Below are 19,743 nucleotides of genomic sequence, written 5' to 3' on the forward strand. Positions count from 1 at the left end.
CCCGGGCGCCCGGTACTACTTTGTATCCCCTGCCGGTTGGGAGGGCATGAGCACCGACGCGGCGAGCGACGACGGCGCCGAGGAGCGCCGGGAGTCGTTCTGGGCCTGGGGCTGGGCGGACCGGCTCCCGACCGATGCGGAGCGGCGCGAACTGAAGGGTCGCATCGAGGGGATGCTCGGCTTCCCGGAGCGCCCGCTGCTCGACCTGCCGGAGCTGGCCGACATCGAGCTGCCGCCGCCGGCCGTCGAGCCGCCCGCCGACCTCTCGTGCGAGGCGACGACGGCCAAGCGCGACCGCGTCACCCACAGCTACGGGAGCGCCTACCGGGACCTCGTCCGGGGGTTCCACGGCCGCTTCGATGACGCGCCCGACGTCGTGGCCTACCCGGAGGACGAGTCCGAGGTGGCCGCCGTGCTGTCGTGGGCCGAGGCGGCGAAGGTGGCCGTGGTCCCCTTCGGCGGCGGCACCAGCGTCGTCGGCGGCGTCGAGTGCGAGGGGACCGGGTTCGCCGGCGTCTGCTCGCTGGACATGGGCCGGATGGACGACGTCGTCGAGGTGGACGAGCACTCCCGGTCAGCCCGCATCCAGGCGGGCGCGACCGGCCCGGAGATACAGGCACAGCTCGCCGACCACGACCTCCAGCTCCGGCATTACCCGCAGAGCTACGAGTTCTCCACGTTCGGCGGCTGGGTCGCTACCCGTGCCGGCGGCCACTTCGCCACCCGCTACACACGCATCGACGACTTCATCGAGAGCGTCCGGGCGGTGACGCCCGCGGGCAGCCTGAAGACGCGGCGGCTCCCCGCCTCTGGCGCCGGCCCGGACCCGAACCGGTTCCTGTTGGGCAGCGAGGGCGCCTTCGGCGTCGTCACGGAGGGGTGGGCGCGGGTCCAGCCGCGGCCGCCGTACCGCGCGAGGGCGACGGTCCGGTTCGACGACTACTGGGACGCCGTCGCGGCCTGCCGCGAGGTGGTTCAGGCCCGGTTGACGCCCGCGAACTGCCGCCTGCTCGACGCGAACGAGGCGATGCTGAACGAGGTCGCGTTCGACGGCTCCTCGGTGCTGCTGCTCGGCTTCGAGTCGACCGACAGCCTCCCGCCCATCGCGGCCGATCTGGACCGCGCGGTCGAGATCGCCGAGTCACACGGCGGCCGGGTGTCGGAGGGGCCGACCACCGAGGACCGGACGGCCGAGGACGGCAGCGACGGGACCGAGGGGATGACCGAGGACGACGGCGGCGACTCGGGGGAGTGGCGTGACGCCTTCGTCGAGGCACCGTACATGTTCAACTCGCTCGTGAGCATGGGCGTCCTCGTCGACACGTTCGAGACGGCCGTCACCTGGGACCAGTTCCCGGCGTTGCATCGTGCGATCCGGGAGCGCGTCACCGACGCGATGGAGGAGGAATGCGGCGCCGGCTTCCTCTCCTGTCGGTTCACCCACGCGTACGAGGACGGTCCCGCCCCGTACTACACCCTGCTCGCGCCGGCGACGGTCGGCCGCGAGCTGGAGCAGTGGCGCGGGATCAAGGAGGCGGCCTCGGACACCCTGATGGAGTTCGGCGCGACCATCACCCACCACCACGCCGTCGGGCGGGTCCACCGCGACCACTACCACGAGGAGGTGCCGGAGTCGTACCTCGACGCGCTCCGGTCGATGAAGCGGACACTGGACCCCGAGGGCATCATGAACCCGGGCGCGCTGCTCTGAAGGGCGCGGCCCGGTTCGCGTCAGGGCCGCCAGACGCGGGTCCCCGGGTGGAACGGGGACCAGGCGAACCAGTACAGTTCGGCGGTCCCCGGGACCGCCTCCGGGCGGCGCCCCCCGTGTGGCCCGCCGAGCGCGCGGCCGGTGGTGACCGACCAGCGCGAACCGTCGGCCAGCAACACGTCACCGGCCGCCGTCGCGGTGGCCCCGAGCGTCAGCGGCCGACCGTCGAGTCGGCGGTCGGAGGCGAACGTCCCCGCCGGGTCGCCGACGCGGTCGTTGATAACCTCGCTCCCGGTGACGTAGCCCTGTGGGTAGGCGACCGCCGCGCCCTCGGTCGCGACCCCGAGGACCGGCGTCCGAGCCGGGAGCCGCGGGTCGGGGACGACGGCGCCCGCACGGGGGAACCCCCGGTGACTGCCACCGCCCGCGCCGGCTTCGTCCCTGTGGCCGCGACCGCCGGTCGTGCCCATCCGTCCGTGCTCGGGCGGCCAAGCGCGTGCGGTGGCGTCGCCCGCCGCACACAACCGCCCGGCCGAACGTTCAGGGGCCGCCCGCCCGTATCGACGGTATGACCCTCACCGCCGTCATCCACCTCGGCGACCGGCCGCCGCTCGGCGGGGGCCTCGACGCCTCGCATATCGCCCACCTCCACGAGGACGGCGTCCCGCGGTTGCTGGCCTACACGGTCGAGTCGGACGGCGACCTCGACCGGGTCCCGGGTGCGTACGCGCCGGCGCTGGACGCCGACCCCCCGTACCCGGTGACGGACCTGCTGCTGGCGCTCCGGCGCGACGGGTCGGCCGCCGCCCAGCGGCTCGACACCCTCGACACCAAGGCTCGCGCCAACTACGGGACCGGCTTCCGCGAGAAGGTGTTCGACAGCGACGTCGAGTGGGGGTCGGACGGCTACGGGCGCCATTTCGAGGCCCGTTCGCAGCTGGAGGCACACGACTACGAGGGCACCGTCGTCGTCGGCTTCCACCCCGGCATCGGCGACGCCGCCCGGGCGGCCATCACCGACAATCTGACCCGACTGGACGCGGCGACGGAGACCCTCGGGCTCGGCGTCGGGCTGGGATCCGAGGATAACGAGTCATAACTGACTAATATCGTAGTCTCGGGCCGGGACGTCCGCGTTCCGCTCGGGAGCCGAACGTATCCGCGTTATCACCCGGAGACCGACCGGCGGACACCGGTGTCACCACCCGACACGGATGCCCGCGAACGGTTAACACGACGGGTCCAGAAGCTGCGTCCATGAGCTGTCCCCACCTGGACTACCGCGACGGCGACCACGCCGCGACCGAGCGTGCCTACTGCACCGTCCTCGAGGAGTTCGCCGAGCCGATGCGCGCTGACATCTGCAACGACCGGTTCGAACTCTCGCACGCCGCCCACTGCGAGTTCTACCGGGAGGCCGAGGGCCTGGACGCCGGGGAGGCCGACCCGTGACGGGGTACGAGGAGTACCTTTCGGGCGAACCCGTCGTCATCACGGTCGCGTTGACCGGGGGGGTCCACGGGAAGGAGGCGAACCCGAACCTGCCCGAGACGCCGGCGGAGGTGGCGGCGGCCGCGGCCGACGCGGAGGCCGCGGGCGCGAGCGTCGCTCACCTGCACGCCCGACAGCCCAACGGGGAGCGGTCGTTCTCGGCGGAGCGGTTCCAGGAGCTGACCGAGGCGGTCCGCGAGACGACCGACCTCGTCATCCAGCACTCGACCGGCGGGACGGGCGCGCCACTGGAGGCTCGGCGCCAGCCGCTGCGGACCGACCCCGCCCCGGAGATGGCGAGCCTCGACATGGGTCCGCTCAACCGCTACCGGCACCTGACGAGCGAGAACCCGCGCGCCATGGTCGACGCGCTCTACGACGAGATGGACGACCGCGGCATCAAGCCGGAGTTAGAGGCGTTCAACGACGGCCACGTCAACGAGATCCACGGGCTCTTAGAACGGCGCGACCTCGCGCCGCCGTACCACACGACGCTGGTGTTCGGCGGGGGCACGCTGACGCCGGCGCGGCCGCGGAACCTGCTGAACGCGGTCCGGAACCTGCCCGACGGCGCGACGTTCAACACGCTCGGGTTCGGGCCCCACCAGCTCCCGTTCGCGACGCTGGGGACGATACTCGGCGGCCACGTCCGCGTCGGACTGGAGGACAACGTCTACTCCGAACGGGGGGAGCTGGCGGAGAGCAACGCCCAGCTGGTCGAGCGCGTGGCGGGCGTGGCCCGAACGCTCGGGCGCGAGCCGGCCACCCCGGACGAGGCCCGCGACCTGCTGGCCCTCTGAGCTACACGTCGTCGGGGCCGACCTTGGGCTCGGTCGGCGGCTCGTACGCCTCGAACGCGTCGAGCAGGGCGGCCGGGTCGCGCTCGACCCGCGCGAGGTCGCGGTGGGCCGCCGAGACGAAGCCGGCATCGGTCGCGCCGTCCAGATGCGCGACGACCCCGTCGTAGAACCCCTCGACGTTGAGGAGCCCACATGGGTCGTCGTGGAGGCCGAGCTGGGCCCACGTCAGCACCTCGAACAGTTCCTCCAGCGTGCCCAGCCCGCCGGGCAGGGCGACGAAGCCGTCGGCCAGGTCGACCATCCGCCGTTTGCGGTCGTGCATCGAGTCCACGACCTGGAGGTCGGTCAGCCCGGCGTGGGCGACCTCCCGGTCCTGTAGCGCCTCGGGGATGACCCCGATGACCTCGCCGCCACCCTCGATGACGGTATCGGCGATGGTGCCCATCAGACCGACGCTGGCGCCGCCGTAGACCAGTCCCAGGTCGCGGGCGAGCAGTTCCCCGCCCAGCGCGCGGGCGGCCTTGCGGTACGAGGGGTCGTGGCCGGGGCTGGAACCACAGTAGACACAGAGCCGGTCCACGGCTCAGTCCGCGGACTCGGCGGCGACGTCCGGTTCGCCCGCCGGGGGCTGGAGCCACTCGTCGGCCCACCGCTCGATCTCGTCGAAGACGGGGCAGAGCGACTCCCCCTTCCGCGTCAGCGAGTAGTAGGTCGCAACGGGGGCGTCCTCCTCCATCCGGCGGTCGACGAAGCCCATCTCCTGGAGGTCGTCGAGGACCCGCGAGAGCGTCCGCGAGGAGGCGTCGGTCGACCGTTTCAGCTCGTTGAAACGCTTCTCGCCGTCCTGCAGGTCGTGCAGGACGATGAGCCGCCACTGTGAGCCGATCTGTTCGAGCGAGTCGACCACGGCACAGGGGCCGTCGTCGGCGACCGTCTCCGCTGTCGGGTTATCCGTACCAGAGGACATCTTCGTCACCTACCGCCATCGTTGTCAGGGAACGCATAAGTAGGTTCGGGGACGAACTCAGGTGACATGGTGACACTACTGGTCGAACGGCGAGCGGAGGACGGCCGATGAGCGGCGACCGCACCGACGACGAGGTCGGGCCACATCAGGGGCAGGGCATCACGACCGCGGGAGCGGACCTGGCGGACGCGCCCGCCGCGGTCGTCCTCGCTCACGGCCGGGGCGCCTCGGCGCGGGGCATCCTCGGCATGGCCGATGAGTTCGCGGTCGAGGGCGTAGCCTATCTCGCCCCGCAGGCCGCGCGCAACGAGTGGTACCCCAACTCCTTCCTGGCGCCGGTCGAGGCGAACGAACCCGGCCGGTCCTCGGGGCTGCGGGCGCTGGACGACGCCGTTGGCCGGGCGGTCGAGGCCGGCATCCCGCACGAGCGCATCGTCCTCGGCGGGTTCTCGCAGGGCGCCTGCCTCGCGGCGGAGTACGTCGCGCGCAACCCGCGCCGGTACGGGGGGGTCATCGCGTTCAGCGGCGGTCTCATCGGCGAGGAACTGGACGGGACGTATCCCGGGGATCTGGCGGGGACACCGGTCTTCCTGGGCTGTTCGGACGTGGACCCGCATATCCCCGAGGAGCGGGTGGTCGCGACGCGGGACGCCCTCGAAGCGATGGGCGCCGACGTGGACATGCGGCTCTACGAGGGGATGGGCCACACGGTGAACGCGGACGAGGTCGCGGCCGCGCGGGCCGTCATCGCCTCGCTGGTCGACTGAGCGCCCGCCGTTCGAGGCCGTCGAACTGCCGGCAGATGGCGCCGGGTCGACCGGCCCGGTGCCCGGTCGGGAACCGCCCGGAGAGAGCCGCCTCGTGGCAGTCCGCTGGCGCGCAAAGGCAACTTCTATACGCGACCGGTTCCCACACGTTCCCGTAATGAGTCAATCGTACGACCGGGGCCTGGTGGAGGACTTCGGGCGGTGGCGGGAGTTCTCCGCCGGCATGTGGGCCTGGGTGTTCCACAAGTTCACCGGCTGGGTGCTCGTCGGCTACCTGTTCACGCATATCGCCGTGCTGAGCACGGCCACCATCAGCGCCGAGGCCTACACCCAGACTATCGTGGGCCTGGAGAGCCTGCTGGTCATCCGGTTCCTGGAGGTCGGCCTGCTGGCGGTCGCGGTCTTCCACATCCTCAACGGACTGCGACTGCTGTTCGTCGACCTCGGGGTCGGACTGGAGGCACAGGACAAGAGCTTCTACGCGTCGCTCGCCCTCACGGGCGCCATCGTGGTGGCGAGCGTCCCGACCTTCCTCGCGGGGGCGGTGTGATGGCGGACTACTACTCCTCGTTCGAGCCGAAGGGGACGCGCTGGCTGCTCCAGCGGCTCACCGCGGCGTTCCTCGTGGTGGTGCTGGCGTTCCACTTCATGCTGCTGCATTTCGTCAACCACGCCGCCGAGGTGACCTTCATGCAGACCAACCTGCGGATGAGCCAGCCGGGCTACTTCCTCACGATGGTCGCCTTCCTCGTGACCGCCACCTTCCACGGCGTCAACGGGGTCTACAACGCACTCGTCAACCAGGGGCTCGACGGCACCCCGAAGACCGTCGTCAAGTACGGGCTGATCCTCGCGAGCGTGCTCCTGGTCGCACAGGGCATCCGCGTCGCGATGGCGATGGCCGGCTTCATCATCGGACCCGCAGCATAATGAGCACACAAGTCACCGAACAGGAGACCGAGACCGAAGAGCAGTCCAGCCACCAGCGCCGCCGCCTGGAGGAGAAGGCCGAGCGGGCCGCGAGCCGCGACCGGATGCGCGAGCGGGCCGAGAACGACCTCGACGAGGCGGACACCACGTTCACGCTGAAGGTGTTCCGCTACGACCCGGAGATCCCCGAGAAGGAGGAGCCCCGCTTCGACACGTTCGAGGTGCCGTTCACGAAGGGGATGACCGTCCTGGACTCGCTGATGTACGCCCGGGACCACTACGACTCCTCGCTCACCTTCCGGCACTCCTGTCGGCAGGCCGTCTGTGGCTCGGACGCGCTGTTCGTCAACGGCACCCAGCATCTGGGTTGCAAGACCCAGGTGGTCGACCTGGGCGACGACGGCGGCGTCCCCGGCGAGATCCGCGTCGAACCGCTCCCCCATCAGGAGGTCGTCAAGGACCTCGTCGTGGATATGGAGCACTTCTACGACCAGATGGAGGCCGTCGAGCCGTACTTCGACGCCGACGAGCTCCCCGACGGGATGGAGGAGCAGCGCCAGACCCGGGAGAACCGCGAGAAAATCAAGATGTCCTCGCGCTGTATCTGGTGTGGCGCCTGCATGTCCTCCTGCAACGTGGCCGCCGGGAACAACGAGTACCTCGGTCCCGCGGCGATCAACAAGGCCTACAAGTTCGCGATGGACGAGCGGGAGGGCGAGAACCGCAAGCAGGAACGACTGGAGATCATCGAGCAGGAGCACGGCGTCTGGCGGTGTCAGACCCAGTTCTCCTGCACGGAGGTCTGCCCGAAGGACATCCCGCTCACCGAGCACATCCAGGAGCTCAAGCGCGAGGCCGTCAAGAACAACCTGAAGTTCTGGTGAGCCTCGGTCGGCGCTCCCGGAGCGCTCGGACCCGGCATGTTCTGCCGGATCCGGGCGCTTGCGGGCGCTATCGCACGACAGCATCAAGTCAGTCGAACTCCAACACGGATTTAGAACACAGCGACCCTTTCACACACAATGTACGAACACGACGTCATCGTGGTCGGCGCCGGCGGCGCCGGCCTCCGAGCGGCCATCGCAGCACACGAGGAGGGCGCCGACGTGGCGCTCGTCTCGAAGCTCCATCCCGTTCGCTCCCACACGGGCGCGGCCGAGGGCGGCATCAACGCCGCGCTGCGGGACGGCGACGACTGGACCGACCACGCATACGACACGATGAAGGGCTCGGACTACCTGGGGGACGCCCCGGCCATCGAGACCCTCTGTGAGACCTCCCCCGAGGAGGTCATTCAGCTCGAGCACTGGGGGATGCCCTTCAGCCGCGAGGACGACGGGCGCGTCTCCCAGCGGCCCTTCGGCGGCCTGAGCTTCCCACGGACCACCTACGCCGGCGCCGAGACTGGCCACCACCTGCTCCACACCATGTACGAGCAGGTCGTCAAACGGGGCATCAAGGTGTACGACGAGTTCTACGTGATGGACCTCGCCGTCACCGACGAGCCGGACCCCGAGGACCGGGAGTGTCACGGCTGCGTCGCCTACGACATCAAGAGCGGCGATGTCGTCGGCTTCGAGGCCACGAACGGCGTCGTTCTCGCGACCGGTGGCGACGGACAGGCGTTCGACCACACCACCAACGCAGTCGCCAACACCGGCGACGGCCCCGCGATGGCCTACCGCGCGGGCGCCCCGGTCGAGGACATGGAGTTCGTCCAGTTCCACCCGACCACGCTCCCCTCCACGGGGGTGCTCATCTCCGAGGGGGTTCGTGGCGAGGGGGGCATCCTCTACAACGCCGAGGGCGAGCGGTTCATGTTCGAGGGCGGGTACGCCAACAACGCCGGCGAGCTCGCCTCGCGTGACGTCGTCTCCCGCGCCGAGCTGACGGAGGTCAACGAGGGGCGCGGCGTCGAGGACGAGTACGTCTACCTCGACATGCGCCACCTCGGCGAGGAGCGCATCACCGACCGCCTGGAGAACATCCTCCACCTCGCGGAGGACTTCGAGGGCGTCGACGGGCTCACCGAGCCGATGCCGGTCAAGCCCGGGCAGCACTACCATATGGGCGGCATCGAGACGAACGAGCACGGCGAGACCTGCGTCTCCGGGCTCTACGCCGCCGGGGAATGTGCCTGCGTCTCCGTCCACGGCTCCAACCGCCTGGGCGGGAACGCGCTGCCCGAGCTCATCGTCTTCGGCGCCCGCGCCGGCTACCACGCCGCCGGGCGTGACTACGGCGAGGCGCTCGTCGAGACCGGTCCCTCCGTGGCCATCGAGCACGAGGACGACCTCGGCGCCCCGGTCGAGCCGGGCGCGCTGGGGCCTGCGGACGAGGACGTGGCGGCCGACGGCGGGGAGGCGGCCCCGGACGGCGGGGAGCTGCTCAACCCGTCCGCGACCGTCGAGCGGACCGCCGAGCGCTGTCGCCAGCGCGTCGAGGAGCTGAAGAGCCGCGAGGGTCGCAACCACGCCGAGATCCGGCAGAAGCTCCAGAAGGCCATGACCCGCTGGGTCAACGTCTTCCGCGAGGAGGAGGGTCTGAAGAAGGCCCTGGAGGTCATCAAGGAGTGCCGCGAGGAGTACCGGAACGTCGCCGTCTCCGACCCCTCCAGCACCTACAACACGGACCTCATCCACACCATCGAGACGCGGAACCTCATCGACGTGGCCGAGACCATGACCCTCAGCGCGCTCGCCCGCAACGAGTTCCGCGGCGCCCACTGGCGCAAGGAGCACCAGAAGCGCAAGGACGACGAGTGGCTCAAGCACACGATGGTCCAGTGGTCGGACGGCAGCCCCGAGATCTACTACACGGACGTCATCCTCGAGGGCGCCGAGAAGGCCTACGAGCCGAAGGTCCGCTCCTACTGAGAGCGCCCCGGTAGTTCGTCCCCCTCTCGGTTTCTCCTCGCCTCCCCCGGAATATAGCCGCGTCTCACGTCCGAACTGTGCGCACGGATAGCACGAGAACGAGGCAGGGGGCCGCCAGCACTGAGGTTCAACTGCGATGCCGCGGGCACCCGGTCGTGTGACCTGACACGTCGTCGCCGGACCGCCGACCCGGCCGGGCGGCACGCCACCGTCCGATCGGTTCCGCGAGCGCGGTGCCACGGTCCGGTGCCGGGAGCGGCCCCGCCCGCTCGCCAGCCTGCGCCGTGGCCGACGGGGCCGCCGTGACCAGCCGCGCCGTGGGCGCATTTTAAATATCGCCTCCCGTTAGCTTCGGGGTATGACTGACGCCGGCGACGAGACGGGTGGGTCCGGCGACTCGGACGCCCCGCGCGAGGCGGTGGTGCTCGACTACCTGCCGACCGGGGTCCCGGACGAGCAGCGCACGACGACTCCGGTCGCCTACGCGCTGGGACTCGAGGACTTCCGGTGCTATCTGGTCCGGTTCGAGGCCGACACGGACATGGACGTCGGCGACCGCGTCGATATCGACCCGCGCGGGGAGGCGGTGAGTCGGGTCCAGCGGATCGACCACGACGACCTCCCCGGGGCCGCACAGTCGGAACTGGAGTACGGGGTGGGCGATATCGTCGACAGCGAGGAGCGGCGGTTCGTCGACTTCTTCAACGACGCCCAGGCCATCACGACCCGGCTCCACGCGCTGAATCTGCTCCCCGGCATCGGCAAGAAGCTCCGGAACAACGTCCTCGACCAGCGCAAGCGCCAGCCGTTCGAGTCGTTCGACGACCTGACGGACCGCGTCTCCGGTCTCCACGACCCGCGAGGGGCGCTCATCGACCGTATCGTCGAGGAGATCAGGGAGGAGGAGATGAAGTACCGCATCTTCACGGCCCGGGACCCGGGCGAGTGAGCGGGTCGTCCGCCGGAGCGGGGCGCCAACGCTTTATCACCACAGCGTCGACCATGAGATAGAACGTATGACACGACGGGACCCGGACGCCCTCCGCCGTCGGGCCGGGGTCCGCGGCGACCCAGGGCGCGACCAGCATTTCCTCGTCGATGACCGGGTACTGAACCGTCTCCCCGGCTACCTCCCCACCGACGCCGCCGACCACGTACTGGAGATCGGCGGCGGGACCGGCGGGCTGACCGACCGCCTCCTCACGGATACGGACGGGCACGTCACCGTCATCGAACGTGACCCGGACCTCGCGGGGTTCCTCCGCGAGGAGTTCGCCGCGGCCATCGAGACTGGACGTCTCGAGGTCATCGAGGGTGACGCGCTGGAGTGCGACCTCCCGGGGTTCACCGGGTCCGTCTCGAACCTCCCGTACGGGGCGTCCAGCGAGTTCTGTTTCCGGCTCCTGCCGCGTGGGGTGCCGCTGGTCCTGATGCTCCAGCGGGAGTTCGCCGAGCGGATGGCCGCCGACCCGGGTACGGACGACTACGGCCGCCTCTCGGTCACTGCCGGCCACTACGCCGATGTGGAGGTGGTCGAGACGGTCCCGCCGGCCGCGTTCGACCCGGAGCCCGCCGTCCAGAGCGCGGTGGTCCGGTGCCTGCCACGGGCACCCTCGTACGAGGTCGACGAGGCGGTGTTCATGGCCCTCGTCCGGGGCGTGTTCACGCAGCGCCGGAAGACGATGCGCAACGCCGTCCGGAACACCGTCCACATCAGCGGCATCGCCGACGCGGACGCCGTGGTCGACGCGGCCGACGAGGAGCTGATGGGGCGGCGTGCCGGCGACGTGAGGCCCGCCGAGTTCGCCGAACTCGCCCGGCTCGCGACCGAAACGACGGAGGTGACCCCGCCGTGACCGGGGCGCCGGCCGCGGCGTGGCTGCTCCAGACGGAGCCCGTGCTGAACCCGTGGACCTGGACGCTCACGCGGACGGAGCAGTATCTCATCAGCATCGGGCTGTTCGCGCTCTTCGCCGTCGTGGCGGGGGTCGTCTACGCGCTCGGGCGCCCGCTCAAGCGGCGCGTCGGGGACGACGAGGCGGTCGAGGCCATCCAGTCGCTGCTGCTCACGCTGATGGGGCTGGCCATCACATTCGGTATCGTCGTGGTCTGGCGGCTCCGGGCCGAGCTGTCGGAGGCGTTCACCTTCATCAGGGTCGGGCCGACGGACGGCGTCCGGGTGCTCGTGTTGGCGGCGGTGTTCGGGACGGCGTTCACCGTCACCCGCATCACGAAGCGGGTGATACGCCGGGGGTCCGAGGCCGACGCCATCACGGCCCATCAGAAGGAAGTGGCCCACCATATCGTCCAGTTCCTCGTGTTCGCGCCGGCGGGGCTGTTCTCGCTCGCCCTGTACGGGGTGAACCCACAGAGTCTGCTGCTGGGCGCGAGCGCGGCGGGGCTCATCGTCGGGCTCGCCGCCCGACAGACCCTGGGCGCCATCGTCACCGGGTTCGTGCTGCTCCTCTCGCGGCCGTTCGAGGTGAACGAGTGGGTCATCGTCGACGAGCAGGAGGGAATCGTCACGGATATCTCCATGTTCAATACGGAGATCCGGACCTTCGACAACGAGGTCGTCGTCATCCCGAACGACCGCATCACGGACGACGAGATCATCAACCGCTCGCGGAACGGGAAGCTCCGTATCCAGGTCGACGTCGGCGTTGACTACGACGTGGAGGTCGCGAAGGCGATGGAGCTGGCCCGCGAGGCGATGTACGCGCTGGACGAGGTGCTCGGCGACCCGGCCCCGGACGTCGTCATCGACGAGTTCGGCACCTCATCGGTGGTGCTGACGCTGCGGTTCTGGATCCCGGACCCGACGGTCGAGCGCAAGTGGGCCGCACAGAACGCCGTTATCGACGCCGTGAAGAGTGCCTTCGAGCGCGAGGCGGTGAAGATTCCCTTCCCGCAGCGCGAGCTGATGGCCCGCGAGGAGGCGGACGGCTTCCGCCTCGCCGGCGAGGGGCGTGGCGCCCGGGCCGCCGACAACGGGAACGACGACGTGGAGCGGGCCGTTCGCCGCGTCGACGGGGCGGAGGCGGACCGTGGCACGCCCGCGACGGCGGTGACGGACCCGACGGTCGCGATCGAGTCCGGCCAGACCGGGGACACACAGCCCCGCAGTGTCGAGGGGGAGTACATCCCCGCGGTCGAGCGCGTCGAGTCGGCGTACGACCTCTCGGACCCGGTCGAACCGATGGACCACGACGATGACTGACCGCGACCGACCGCGGCTGGCCGACCTCCGGGGCGAGCCGAACGTCTATCGCGCGGCGGAGGACTCGCAGCTGCTCGCCACGACCGCCGTGAGCCGCGTCGGCCGGGGCGACCGCGTGCTCGACCTGGGGACCGGCTCCGGCCACGTCGGCCGCGCGGTCGACGAGGCCTGTGGCGCCCGCGTGGTCGCCTCGGACCTGAACCCACACGCCTGTCGCCGGGCCCGCGATGCGGGGCTGGAGGCCGTCCGGGCGGACATGGTCGCGCCGTTCCGGGGCGGGAGCTTCGACTGGGTCCTGTTCAACCCGCCGTACCTCCCCACGCCCGAGGATCAGGAGTGGGACGACTGGATGGAGCGGGCGCTATCAGGCGGTGCGGACGGCCGTGCCGTCGTGGACCCGTTCCTGGCGTCGGTCCGGCGCGTCCTGGCCCCCGGCGGCCGGGCGCTGCTGCTCGTCTCCTCGCTCACCGGGCTGGACACGGTCCGGGACACGGCCCGCGCGGCGGGGCTCGTCACGGAGGAGGCCGCCGACGAGAGCTACCCCTCGGAGCGACTGGTCGTCCTGGAGCTGGTCCCGACGGGCGGGCGAGGCCCGCGTTGAATTACCGTTGGGCATCAGGACGATTAGCAAATATTATTCCGAGTGGTCACGTAACGCCGACTGATGACCGAACTCGTCGCGACGACACCGGGACTCCTGCCGCTGCCCGACTGGGCGAAGGGGGAGCTCTCGGACCTGAAGGGACACCAGAAGTCCGACCTCATCGACGGGACGGAGGGTGAGGCGGTGACGGAGGCGTACGACCGCGTCCGCGCGGAGGAACTCGACTGGCAGACCGAGGCCGGCCTCGACCGCGTGGTCGGGGGGCAGGCCCGCTGGGACGACAACATCGCCCACCCGCTGTCCATGGCCGACGCCGTCGACACCCGTGGCATCGTCCGCTACTACGACAACAACAACTTCTACCGCGAGCCGGTGGTCGTCGGGGAACTGACCGCGACCGGCGACGTGGCCGCCGAACTCGACGCCACGGCCGAGGCGCTCGACGACGGGGCCGGCGACCTGCAGGCCGTCCTCCCGGGGCCGTACTCGCTGGCCGACCTCGCGACCGACGAGCAGTACGGCGACGAGGCGGCGTTCCTCGACGCCGTCGCCGACTTCCTCGTCGACGAGGTCGAGCAGTTCCCCGACGTGGCGACCCTGTTCCTGCTGGAGCCATCGCTGGTCGAGAACCCGCCCGAGGCGGGCATCGACGAGCGCGCGGGCGCGGCCATCGACCGGGTCGCGACCGCAACCGAGGCCGACGTCGTCTGCCACACCTACTGGGGCGCCGTTCCGGAGAAGCCGTACGCGCACCTGATGGACGCCGACCTCGACGCGGTCGGGTTCGACTTCGTCAGCGACCACGAGGCCAACCTGTACAACATCACGGAGTACGGCACTACCGACGACATCGCGCTGGGGCTGGTCGACGGCCAGAACACCCGCGTCGAGGGCGTCGAAACCGTCCGGGAGCGCGTGGAGTGGGTCGGGGAGCAGATTCCCGCCCAGTCGTTCGACACGACGTATCTGACCGCGAACACGGAGCTGTTCTACCTGCCCGTGAACCGGGCCCGCGAGAAGCTGGCCGTGCTCGCGCGTGCCGCCGCAGGCGAGGAGGAGGTGACGGCATGACCGACGGCTGGCCCGAGGTCGGCGACGGCGGGACGCGCCGGACCGCCGCCGACGGCGGCGCCGACGTGCGCGAGCAGTTCCGCCCCGACGACCACTCCAACGACCACTTCCTCCTGACGACGGTCGTGGGGTCGTACCCCAAGCCCAAGTGGCTCAACCGCGCGGAGGAGCTCGTCGAGGACGACGAGTACGACTTCGGCGAGGACCACCTGACGGAGGCTCACGACGACGCCGCCCGGCTCATCACCAGGGAGCACGAGCGCGCGGGGCTGGACGTCGTGGTCGACGGCGAGATGCGGCGCAACGAGATGGTGGAGTACTTCGCCCACCGCATCGACGGCTACGAGTTCAACGGCCCCGTCAAGGTCTGGGGCCACAACTACTTCGACAAGCCCTCCGTCGTGGACGAGGTTTCCTACGGCGAGCAGTGGCTGGTCGAGGAGTTCGAGTTCACCGACGGCGTCGCCTCGCACCCCGTGAAGGTGCCCATCACGGGGCCGTACACGCTCGCGAACTGGTCATTCAACGAGCACTACGACGACGAGGAGACGCTGGCCTACGAGCTGGCCGACCTCGTCAACGAGGAGGTCGAGGCGCTGGTCGAGGCCGGCGCGCGCTACATCCAGATCGACGAGCCCGCGCTCGCGACGACCCCCGACGACCACGCCATCGTCGGCGAGTGCCTCGAACGCATCGTCGAGGACGTGCCCGCGGACGTCCGGCTGGGCCTGCACGTCTGCTACGGCGACTACTCCCGCATCTACCCCGAGGTGCTCGACTTCCCCGTCCACGAGTTCGACCTCGAACTCGCCAACGGGGAGTACGAGCAGGTGCCGGTGTTCCAGGACCCCGAGTTCACCAAGGACCTCGCGCTCGGCGTCGTCGACGCCCACACCGCCGAGGTCGAACCGGTCGAGGTGATCAAGGAGAACATCAAGAAGGGCTTCGAGATCGTCCCACCGGAACGGCTCACCATCTCGCCGGACTGCGGCCTGAAGCTCCTGCCGCGCGACGTCGCGTACGGGAAGACGAGGAACATGGTCCAGGCCGTCCGCGAGGTGGAGGCGGAACTCGACGCCGGCGAGATCGACGTCGGGTTCGCGGCCGCGCCGGCCGACGACTGACGAGAGCTTTCAGTCGAGCGTTTTGCCGCTCGGGTTTCCTCGCGCTCGCCACAGGCGAGCGCCGCGGGAACCGGCGGGCCGGCTCCGCCGGCCCGCTATCCATTTCTCGGCGGAGCCGAGAAATCACTCGCAGCAAAAAGTTCAGAAAGAGGGCTCGTCCTCGGCTCGGGTTCGTCGGCCTTCGGCCGACTCACCACTCGCCTCGGACGAGTGAAACCGCGCCTGCGGCGCGGTATGCAACTGCCCGAACCGCGATCGCTTCGCTCGCGTGGATGCCAATAATCCGTTAATATCTCCGATTTTCCGAATGGTGAGTGGCTAATTCTATTGTATGCCTGTTCTAGTAACCGCCTCGCACTGTTCGTTCATTCCCCGTCCACGGGCCGGACCGCCTCGTCGTCCTCCCAGACGTAGAAGCCCCGTCCGGACTTCCGGCCGAGGTGGCCCGCGCGGACCTTCCGGCGGAGGACCTCGGGCGGGCGGAACCGCTCGCCGAGATCCTCGCGGAGGTGTTCGAGGATGTCCAGCCGGACGTCGAGCCCGACGACGTCCGAGAGCTGCAGCGGGCCCATCGGGTGCCGGTAGCCCAGTTCCATCGCGGCGTCGATGTCCGCCGTTTTGGCGGCCCCGGTCTCCAGCATCCGCATCGCCTCGGCGCCCAGCGTCACGCCCAGCCGTGAGGAGGCGAACCCGGGCGCGTCCCGGACGACCACCGCCTCCTTCCGCAGGGACTCGACGAAGCCGACGGCGTGCTCGCGGGCGCCCTCGGCCGTCTGCTCGGCGGTCACGACCTCGACGAGCCCCATCACGTAGGCCGGGTTGAAGAAGTGGAGACCGCAGAACCGCCCGGGCTCGTCCAGCGACGCGGCGAGTTCGGTCACGGGGAGCGAGGAGGTGTTCGAGGTGAGCAAGGCATCCCCGTTCAGGACCGCCTCGGCCTCGCCCAGGACGCTCGTCTTCAGGTCCAGATCCTCGGGCACGGCCTCGATGACGACCGTCGCGTCGGCGCAGTCGCCCAGGTCGGTCGTGGTCCGGACGCGGTCGCGGGCGGCGTCGGCCGCGTCGGCGTCGAGCTTGCCGCGCTCGATGGCACCGGAGATGGTTCCGTCGACCGCGGCGGCGGCCTCGTCCAGTACCGACTCGTCCACGTCCCGCATCGTCACGTCGTGCCCGACGACGGCGGCCGCGTGGGCGATACCACGTCCCATCGTGCCGGCGCCGAGGACCGCGACGCCTTCGGTGTCGTCCGTCATGTCCAGGGCCGCGGGCGGGGTCGGGTTAAGCGTTCGGCGACGGGAGCTCGCGACAGGGCGCACTCTTTTGTTCGATTGCGCCCAACCGGCGACCGATGGAGCTAGACGACCATGCCGAGGAGCTCGCCTCCGACCTCGGCGTCGACAGAGCGGAGGTCCTCGAGGATCTCGAGCGGTTGGTACAGTACAGCGTGCCGGTGGACGAGGCCAGGAGCTCGCTCCGGCGGAAGTACGGCGGCGACGGGGGCGGCAGCGAGCCGACCGCCACCGACATCGCCGACGTGACCCCGGACTCGGGCAACGTCACCGTCACCGGACGCGTCCTCACCGTGGGCAAGCGGTCCATCCGCTACGACGGCGAGGACCAGGTCATCCGCGAGGGCGAGCTGGCCGACGGGACCGGCGTCATCGACTTCACCGCGTGGCAGGAGTTCGGCCTCGCAGAGGGCGACATCGTCCGCGCGGGCAACGCCGGCGTCCGCGAGTGGGAGGGCGAGGCCGAGCTCAACCTCGGGGAGTCGACCACGCTCGCGTTCGAGGACGAGCCGCTCGACGTGCCGTACGAGGTCGGCGGCGACCGTGCCCTCGCGGACCTCGCCCCCGGCGACCGCGGGCGCAACGTCGATGTCCGGGTGATGGAGGTCGAGTCGAAGGTCATCGACGGCCGCGATGGGGAGACGGAGATCCTCAGCGGCGTGCTGGCCGACGAGTCGACCCGGCTCCCGTTCACGGACTGGGACCCGCACCCCGAACTGCAGGAGGGCGGCTCCGTCCGCATCGAGGACGTCTACGTCCGCGAGTTCCGCGGCGTCCCGTCGGTGAACGTCTCGGAGTTCTCGCTGGTCGCCCCGCTGGACCGCGAGGTGGCCGCCAACGAGGAGGCCCGGCGGCTCCCCATCGGCGAGGCCGTCGACGGGGGCGGCGCGTTCGACGTCGAACTCGTCGGCAACGTCATCGAGGTCCGGGACGGTTCCGGTCTCATCCAGCGCTGTCCCGACTGTGGGCGCGTGGTCCAGAACGGTCAGTGTCGCTCGCACGGCCAGGTCGACGCCGAGGACGACATGCGGGTGAAGGCCATCCTCGACGACGGCACCGGGACGGCGACGGCGGTGCTGGACCGGGAGATGACCGAGGCGATCTACGGCGGCACGCTGGAGGACGCGCTGGAGGCCGCCCGCGACGCGATGGACCGGGAGGTCGTGGCCGAGGACATCGCGGCGGACCTCGTCGGCCGGGAGTTCCGGGTGCGGGGGACGCTCTCCGTCGACGAGTACGGCGCGAACCTGGACGCCACGGCGTTCGAGGCCGTCGACGACGACCCCACCGAGCGGGCGCGCGCACTGTTGCAGTCCGCCGCCGGCGAGCCGGGTGGTGAGGCGTGAGCACCGACGGCGACGACGGCGACAGCGGCCCGGGCACGCGGGAGGTCGCCTACCGGCTGTTCGCCGCCGAGTTCGACGACTGCGACTTCCAGTTCTCCGAGAGCGACGAGGAGCGCGCCCCCAACTTCGTCATCACGCCGACCGGCGGCCGGGTCAACCGGCTGTTCCTCGTCGGCGTCCTCACCGAACTCGAGCAGGTAAACGAGTCGATGCTGCGGGCGCGCATCGTGGACCCGACGGGCGCGTTCGTGGTGTACGCCGGGCAGTACCAGCCCGAGGCGCTCTCCTTCCTCGAGCGGACGGACCCACCGGCGTTCCTCGCCGTGACCGGGAAAGCCCGGACCTACCAGCCCGACGACACCGACGTGGTCTACTCCTCCGTCCGCCCGGAGAGCATCAGCGAGGTCGACGCCGGGACCCGGGACCGGTGGGTCGTCGCGACCGCCGAGCAGACACTCGACCGGGTCGGCACGATGGCCGCGGCCATCGAGAGGGGGCTGTCCGGTGTGCGTCTCCGCGAGCACCTCGAGTCCGAGGGGGTCGACCCCGCCCTCGCGCAGGGGGTTACGCTCGCCCGCGATCATTACGGGACGACGCCCGCGTACCTCGGCGCGCTGCGGGACCTCGCGCTGGACGCGACCCGCGTCGTCGCCGACGAGCGCGACGAGGCCGGCACGCTGGACCTCGCACCCGACGAGGGGGGACCGGCTGATCTGGACGCGCTGCAGGCCGCCGGCCCGGCGGTCGCCGGGACGGCCGACGGCTCGGCCGGGGCCACGACCGCCGGCGAGACGGCGGAGGCGGCGACCGAGGACGTGTCCGTCGAGGCGACGACTGGGACGGAGGACACCGGGGCAGAGCCGACCGGTGCCGCCGAGTCCCCGTCGACCACCACCGACGTCTCCAGCGCCGTGGACTCCGACGCGAGCACGGAGTCGGATACGAACCCGACGAGCGAGGCGGCCGGCGCGGCGGAGTCGGCCGCCGAGGCGCCGATGACCGGGGAACCGTCGGAGCCGGCGACCGCCGAAGCGAGCGGTGAGGTCGGGGGCACCACCGCCGAGACGGCGGCAGCGCCCACCGAGGGGTCAGGCGACGACCTCGGCGAGTTCGAGCCCGGCGAGTTCGACGAGGACCCCGAGGCGGACCCGCTCGGCGACGACGTCCGCGAGCAGGTCGAGGAGGAGTACGGCACGGAGTTCTCGACCGGGACCGAGGTGGAGCCCGAACCCGACCTCGAACCGGAGGCCGAGGAGGCCGACGAGACGGCCGGATCCGGAGGCGAGACCGAGCCGGAACCCGCCGAGTCGACGGAGGCGGTCGACGAGGGGGACGAGCCCGCGGACGAGGACGTGGACCTCTCCGAGGCCGTGATGGACGCGATGCGGGCGCTCGATGAGGGGGACGGGGCCCCGACCGACGCCGTCGTCGAGCGCGTGGTCGACCGCACGGGCGCGACGCCCGACGCGGTCGACGGGGCCGTCCAGGACGCGCTGATGGGCGGACAGTGCTACGAGCCCGAGGACGGCCGGCTCAAGCCCATCTGA

The 19,743-nt window shown here is 70.7% G+C and carries 21 protein-coding genes; 17 read left to right on the forward strand and 4 right to left on the reverse strand.

The annotated features are described in order from the left end of the window. Positions 1 to 46: 46 nt before the first annotated feature. Complete coding sequence (locus DP107_RS00230) at positions 47 to 1,711, forward strand: FAD-binding oxidoreductase (RefSeq protein WP_144260128.1); 1,665 nt, start codon at positions 47 to 49, stop codon at positions 1,709 to 1,711. Positions 1,712 to 1,731: 20 nt separating this feature from the next. On the opposite strand, the gene DP107_RS00235 is transcribed toward DP107_RS00230, so the two are convergent. Beyond that, positions 1,732 to 2,181 carry a DUF3179 domain-containing (seleno)protein gene (locus DP107_RS00235; protein ID WP_144260129.1) on the reverse strand — a complete coding sequence of 150 codons (450 nt, stop codon included), beginning with the start codon at positions 2,179 to 2,181 and terminating at the stop codon, positions 1,732 to 1,734. Between the two features lie 98 nt (positions 2,182 to 2,279). Between DP107_RS00235 and DP107_RS00240 the strand changes: the two genes are divergently transcribed. The 3 genes from DP107_RS00240 (at position 2,280) to DP107_RS00250 (ending at position 4,002) form a co-directional block, all read left to right on the forward strand. Beyond that, on the forward strand, positions 2,280 to 2,810 hold the full coding sequence (locus tag DP107_RS00240) for a hypothetical protein (protein WP_144260130.1): 531 nt from the start codon (positions 2,280 to 2,282) through the stop codon (positions 2,808 to 2,810). Between the two features lie 158 nt (positions 2,811 to 2,968). Next, positions 2,969 to 3,163 carry a hypothetical protein gene (locus DP107_RS00245; protein ID WP_144260131.1) on the forward strand — a complete coding sequence of 65 codons (195 nt, stop codon included), beginning with the start codon at positions 2,969 to 2,971 and terminating at the stop codon, positions 3,161 to 3,163. Further along, positions 3,160 to 4,002 (forward strand): BKACE family enzyme, encoded by an 843-nt coding sequence (locus DP107_RS00250; protein ID WP_144260132.1) that lies wholly within the window; start codon positions 3,160 to 3,162, stop codon positions 4,000 to 4,002. The genes DP107_RS00245 and DP107_RS00250 overlap by 4 nt, the downstream gene beginning before the upstream one ends. 1 nt (position 4,003) lies before the next feature. On the opposite strand, the gene DP107_RS00255 is transcribed toward DP107_RS00250, so the two are convergent. Both DP107_RS00255 and DP107_RS00260 read right to left on the reverse strand, forming a co-directional pair. Then, positions 4,004 to 4,582 carry an LOG family protein gene (locus DP107_RS00255; RefSeq protein WP_144260133.1) on the reverse strand — a complete coding sequence of 193 codons (579 nt, stop codon included), beginning with the start codon at positions 4,580 to 4,582 and terminating at the stop codon, positions 4,004 to 4,006. A 3-nt stretch (positions 4,583 to 4,585) separates the two neighbouring features. Further along, positions 4,586 to 4,969 carry a winged helix-turn-helix transcriptional regulator gene (locus tag DP107_RS00260; RefSeq protein ID WP_144260134.1) on the reverse strand — a complete coding sequence of 128 codons (384 nt, stop codon included), beginning with the start codon at positions 4,967 to 4,969 and terminating at the stop codon, positions 4,586 to 4,588. Positions 4,970 to 5,076: 107 nt separating this feature from the next. Between DP107_RS00260 and DP107_RS00265 the strand changes: the two genes are divergently transcribed. The 11 genes from DP107_RS00265 to DP107_RS00315 all read left to right on the forward strand — a co-directional run bounded on the left by DP107_RS00265 (position 5,077) and on the right by DP107_RS00315 (position 15,561). Continuing rightward, entirely contained in the window at positions 5,077 to 5,736 is a 660-nt protein-coding gene (locus DP107_RS00265; RefSeq protein WP_144260135.1) for an alpha/beta hydrolase, read from the forward strand. Positions 5,737 to 5,893: 157 nt separating this feature from the next. Further along, positions 5,894 to 6,286, forward strand: a complete 393-nt coding sequence (gene sdhC, locus DP107_RS00270; protein ID WP_144260136.1) for a succinate dehydrogenase, cytochrome b556 subunit — start codon at positions 5,894 to 5,896, stop codon at positions 6,284 to 6,286. After that, a complete protein-coding gene (locus DP107_RS00275; RefSeq protein WP_144260137.1) occupies positions 6,286 to 6,666 on the forward strand; it encodes a succinate dehydrogenase in 381 nt (126 codons plus the stop codon). The genes sdhC and DP107_RS00275 overlap by 1 nt, the downstream gene beginning before the upstream one ends. Continuing rightward, positions 6,666 to 7,550 (forward strand): succinate dehydrogenase/fumarate reductase iron-sulfur subunit, encoded by an 885-nt coding sequence (locus DP107_RS00280; protein WP_144260138.1) that lies wholly within the window; start codon positions 6,666 to 6,668, stop codon positions 7,548 to 7,550. Before DP107_RS00275 ends, DP107_RS00280 begins: the two co-directional genes overlap by 1 nt. Positions 7,551 to 7,688: 138 nt before the next feature. Beyond that, on the forward strand, positions 7,689 to 9,542 hold the full coding sequence (locus tag DP107_RS00285) for an FAD-binding protein (protein WP_144260139.1): 1,854 nt from the start codon (positions 7,689 to 7,691) through the stop codon (positions 9,540 to 9,542). Between the two features lie 358 nt (positions 9,543 to 9,900). Continuing rightward, a complete protein-coding gene (locus DP107_RS00290; protein ID WP_144260140.1) occupies positions 9,901 to 10,491 on the forward strand; it encodes a DUF655 domain-containing protein in 591 nt (196 codons plus the stop codon). 67 nt (positions 10,492 to 10,558) lie between these two features. After that, positions 10,559 to 11,398: a 16S ribosomal RNA methyltransferase A gene (locus DP107_RS00295; protein ID WP_144260141.1), complete on the forward strand. Its 840-nt coding sequence runs from the start codon at positions 10,559 to 10,561 to the stop codon at positions 11,396 to 11,398. Beyond that, positions 11,395 to 12,762 (forward strand): mechanosensitive ion channel family protein, encoded by a 1,368-nt coding sequence (locus DP107_RS00300; protein WP_144260142.1) that lies wholly within the window; start codon positions 11,395 to 11,397, stop codon positions 12,760 to 12,762. The genes DP107_RS00295 and DP107_RS00300 overlap by 4 nt, the downstream gene beginning before the upstream one ends. Then, a complete protein-coding gene (locus DP107_RS00305; RefSeq protein ID WP_144260143.1) occupies positions 12,755 to 13,363 on the forward strand; it encodes a HemK2/MTQ2 family protein methyltransferase in 609 nt (202 codons plus the stop codon). Before DP107_RS00300 ends, DP107_RS00305 begins: the two co-directional genes overlap by 8 nt. A gap of 63 nt (positions 13,364 to 13,426) precedes the next feature. Continuing rightward, the gene (locus DP107_RS00310) at positions 13,427 to 14,437 is read left to right on the forward strand and encodes a 5-methyltetrahydropteroyltriglutamate--homocysteine methyltransferase (protein WP_144260144.1); all 1,011 of its coding nucleotides are present in this window, start codon (positions 13,427 to 13,429) and stop codon (positions 14,435 to 14,437) included. Beyond that, positions 14,434 to 15,561 carry a methionine synthase gene (locus DP107_RS00315; protein WP_144260145.1) on the forward strand — a complete coding sequence of 376 codons (1,128 nt, stop codon included), beginning with the start codon at positions 14,434 to 14,436 and terminating at the stop codon, positions 15,559 to 15,561. Before DP107_RS00310 ends, DP107_RS00315 begins: the two co-directional genes overlap by 4 nt. Positions 15,562 to 15,926: 365 nt before the next feature. On the opposite strand, the gene DP107_RS00320 is transcribed toward DP107_RS00315, so the two are convergent. Then, positions 15,927 to 16,814: a 3-hydroxyacyl-CoA dehydrogenase family protein gene (locus DP107_RS00320; RefSeq protein WP_144260146.1), complete on the reverse strand. Its 888-nt coding sequence runs from the start codon at positions 16,812 to 16,814 to the stop codon at positions 15,927 to 15,929. Positions 16,815 to 16,909: 95 nt separating this feature from the next. Between DP107_RS00320 and DP107_RS00325 the strand changes: the two genes are divergently transcribed. Together DP107_RS00325 and DP107_RS00330 are read left to right on the forward strand one after the other, a co-directional pair. Then, positions 16,910 to 18,196, forward strand: a complete 1,287-nt coding sequence (locus DP107_RS00325; protein ID WP_144260147.1) for a Single-stranded DNA binding protein — start codon at positions 16,910 to 16,912, stop codon at positions 18,194 to 18,196. Beyond that, a complete protein-coding gene (locus DP107_RS00330) occupies positions 18,193 to 19,743 on the forward strand; it encodes a hypothetical protein (protein WP_144260148.1) in 1,551 nt (516 codons plus the stop codon). Before DP107_RS00325 ends, DP107_RS00330 begins: the two co-directional genes overlap by 4 nt.

This window comes from Haloglomus irregulare, assembly GCF_007421925.1.
In the GTDB taxonomy this organism is placed as follows: Archaea; Halobacteriota; Halobacteria; order Halobacteriales; family Haloarculaceae; genus Haloglomus; species Haloglomus irregulare.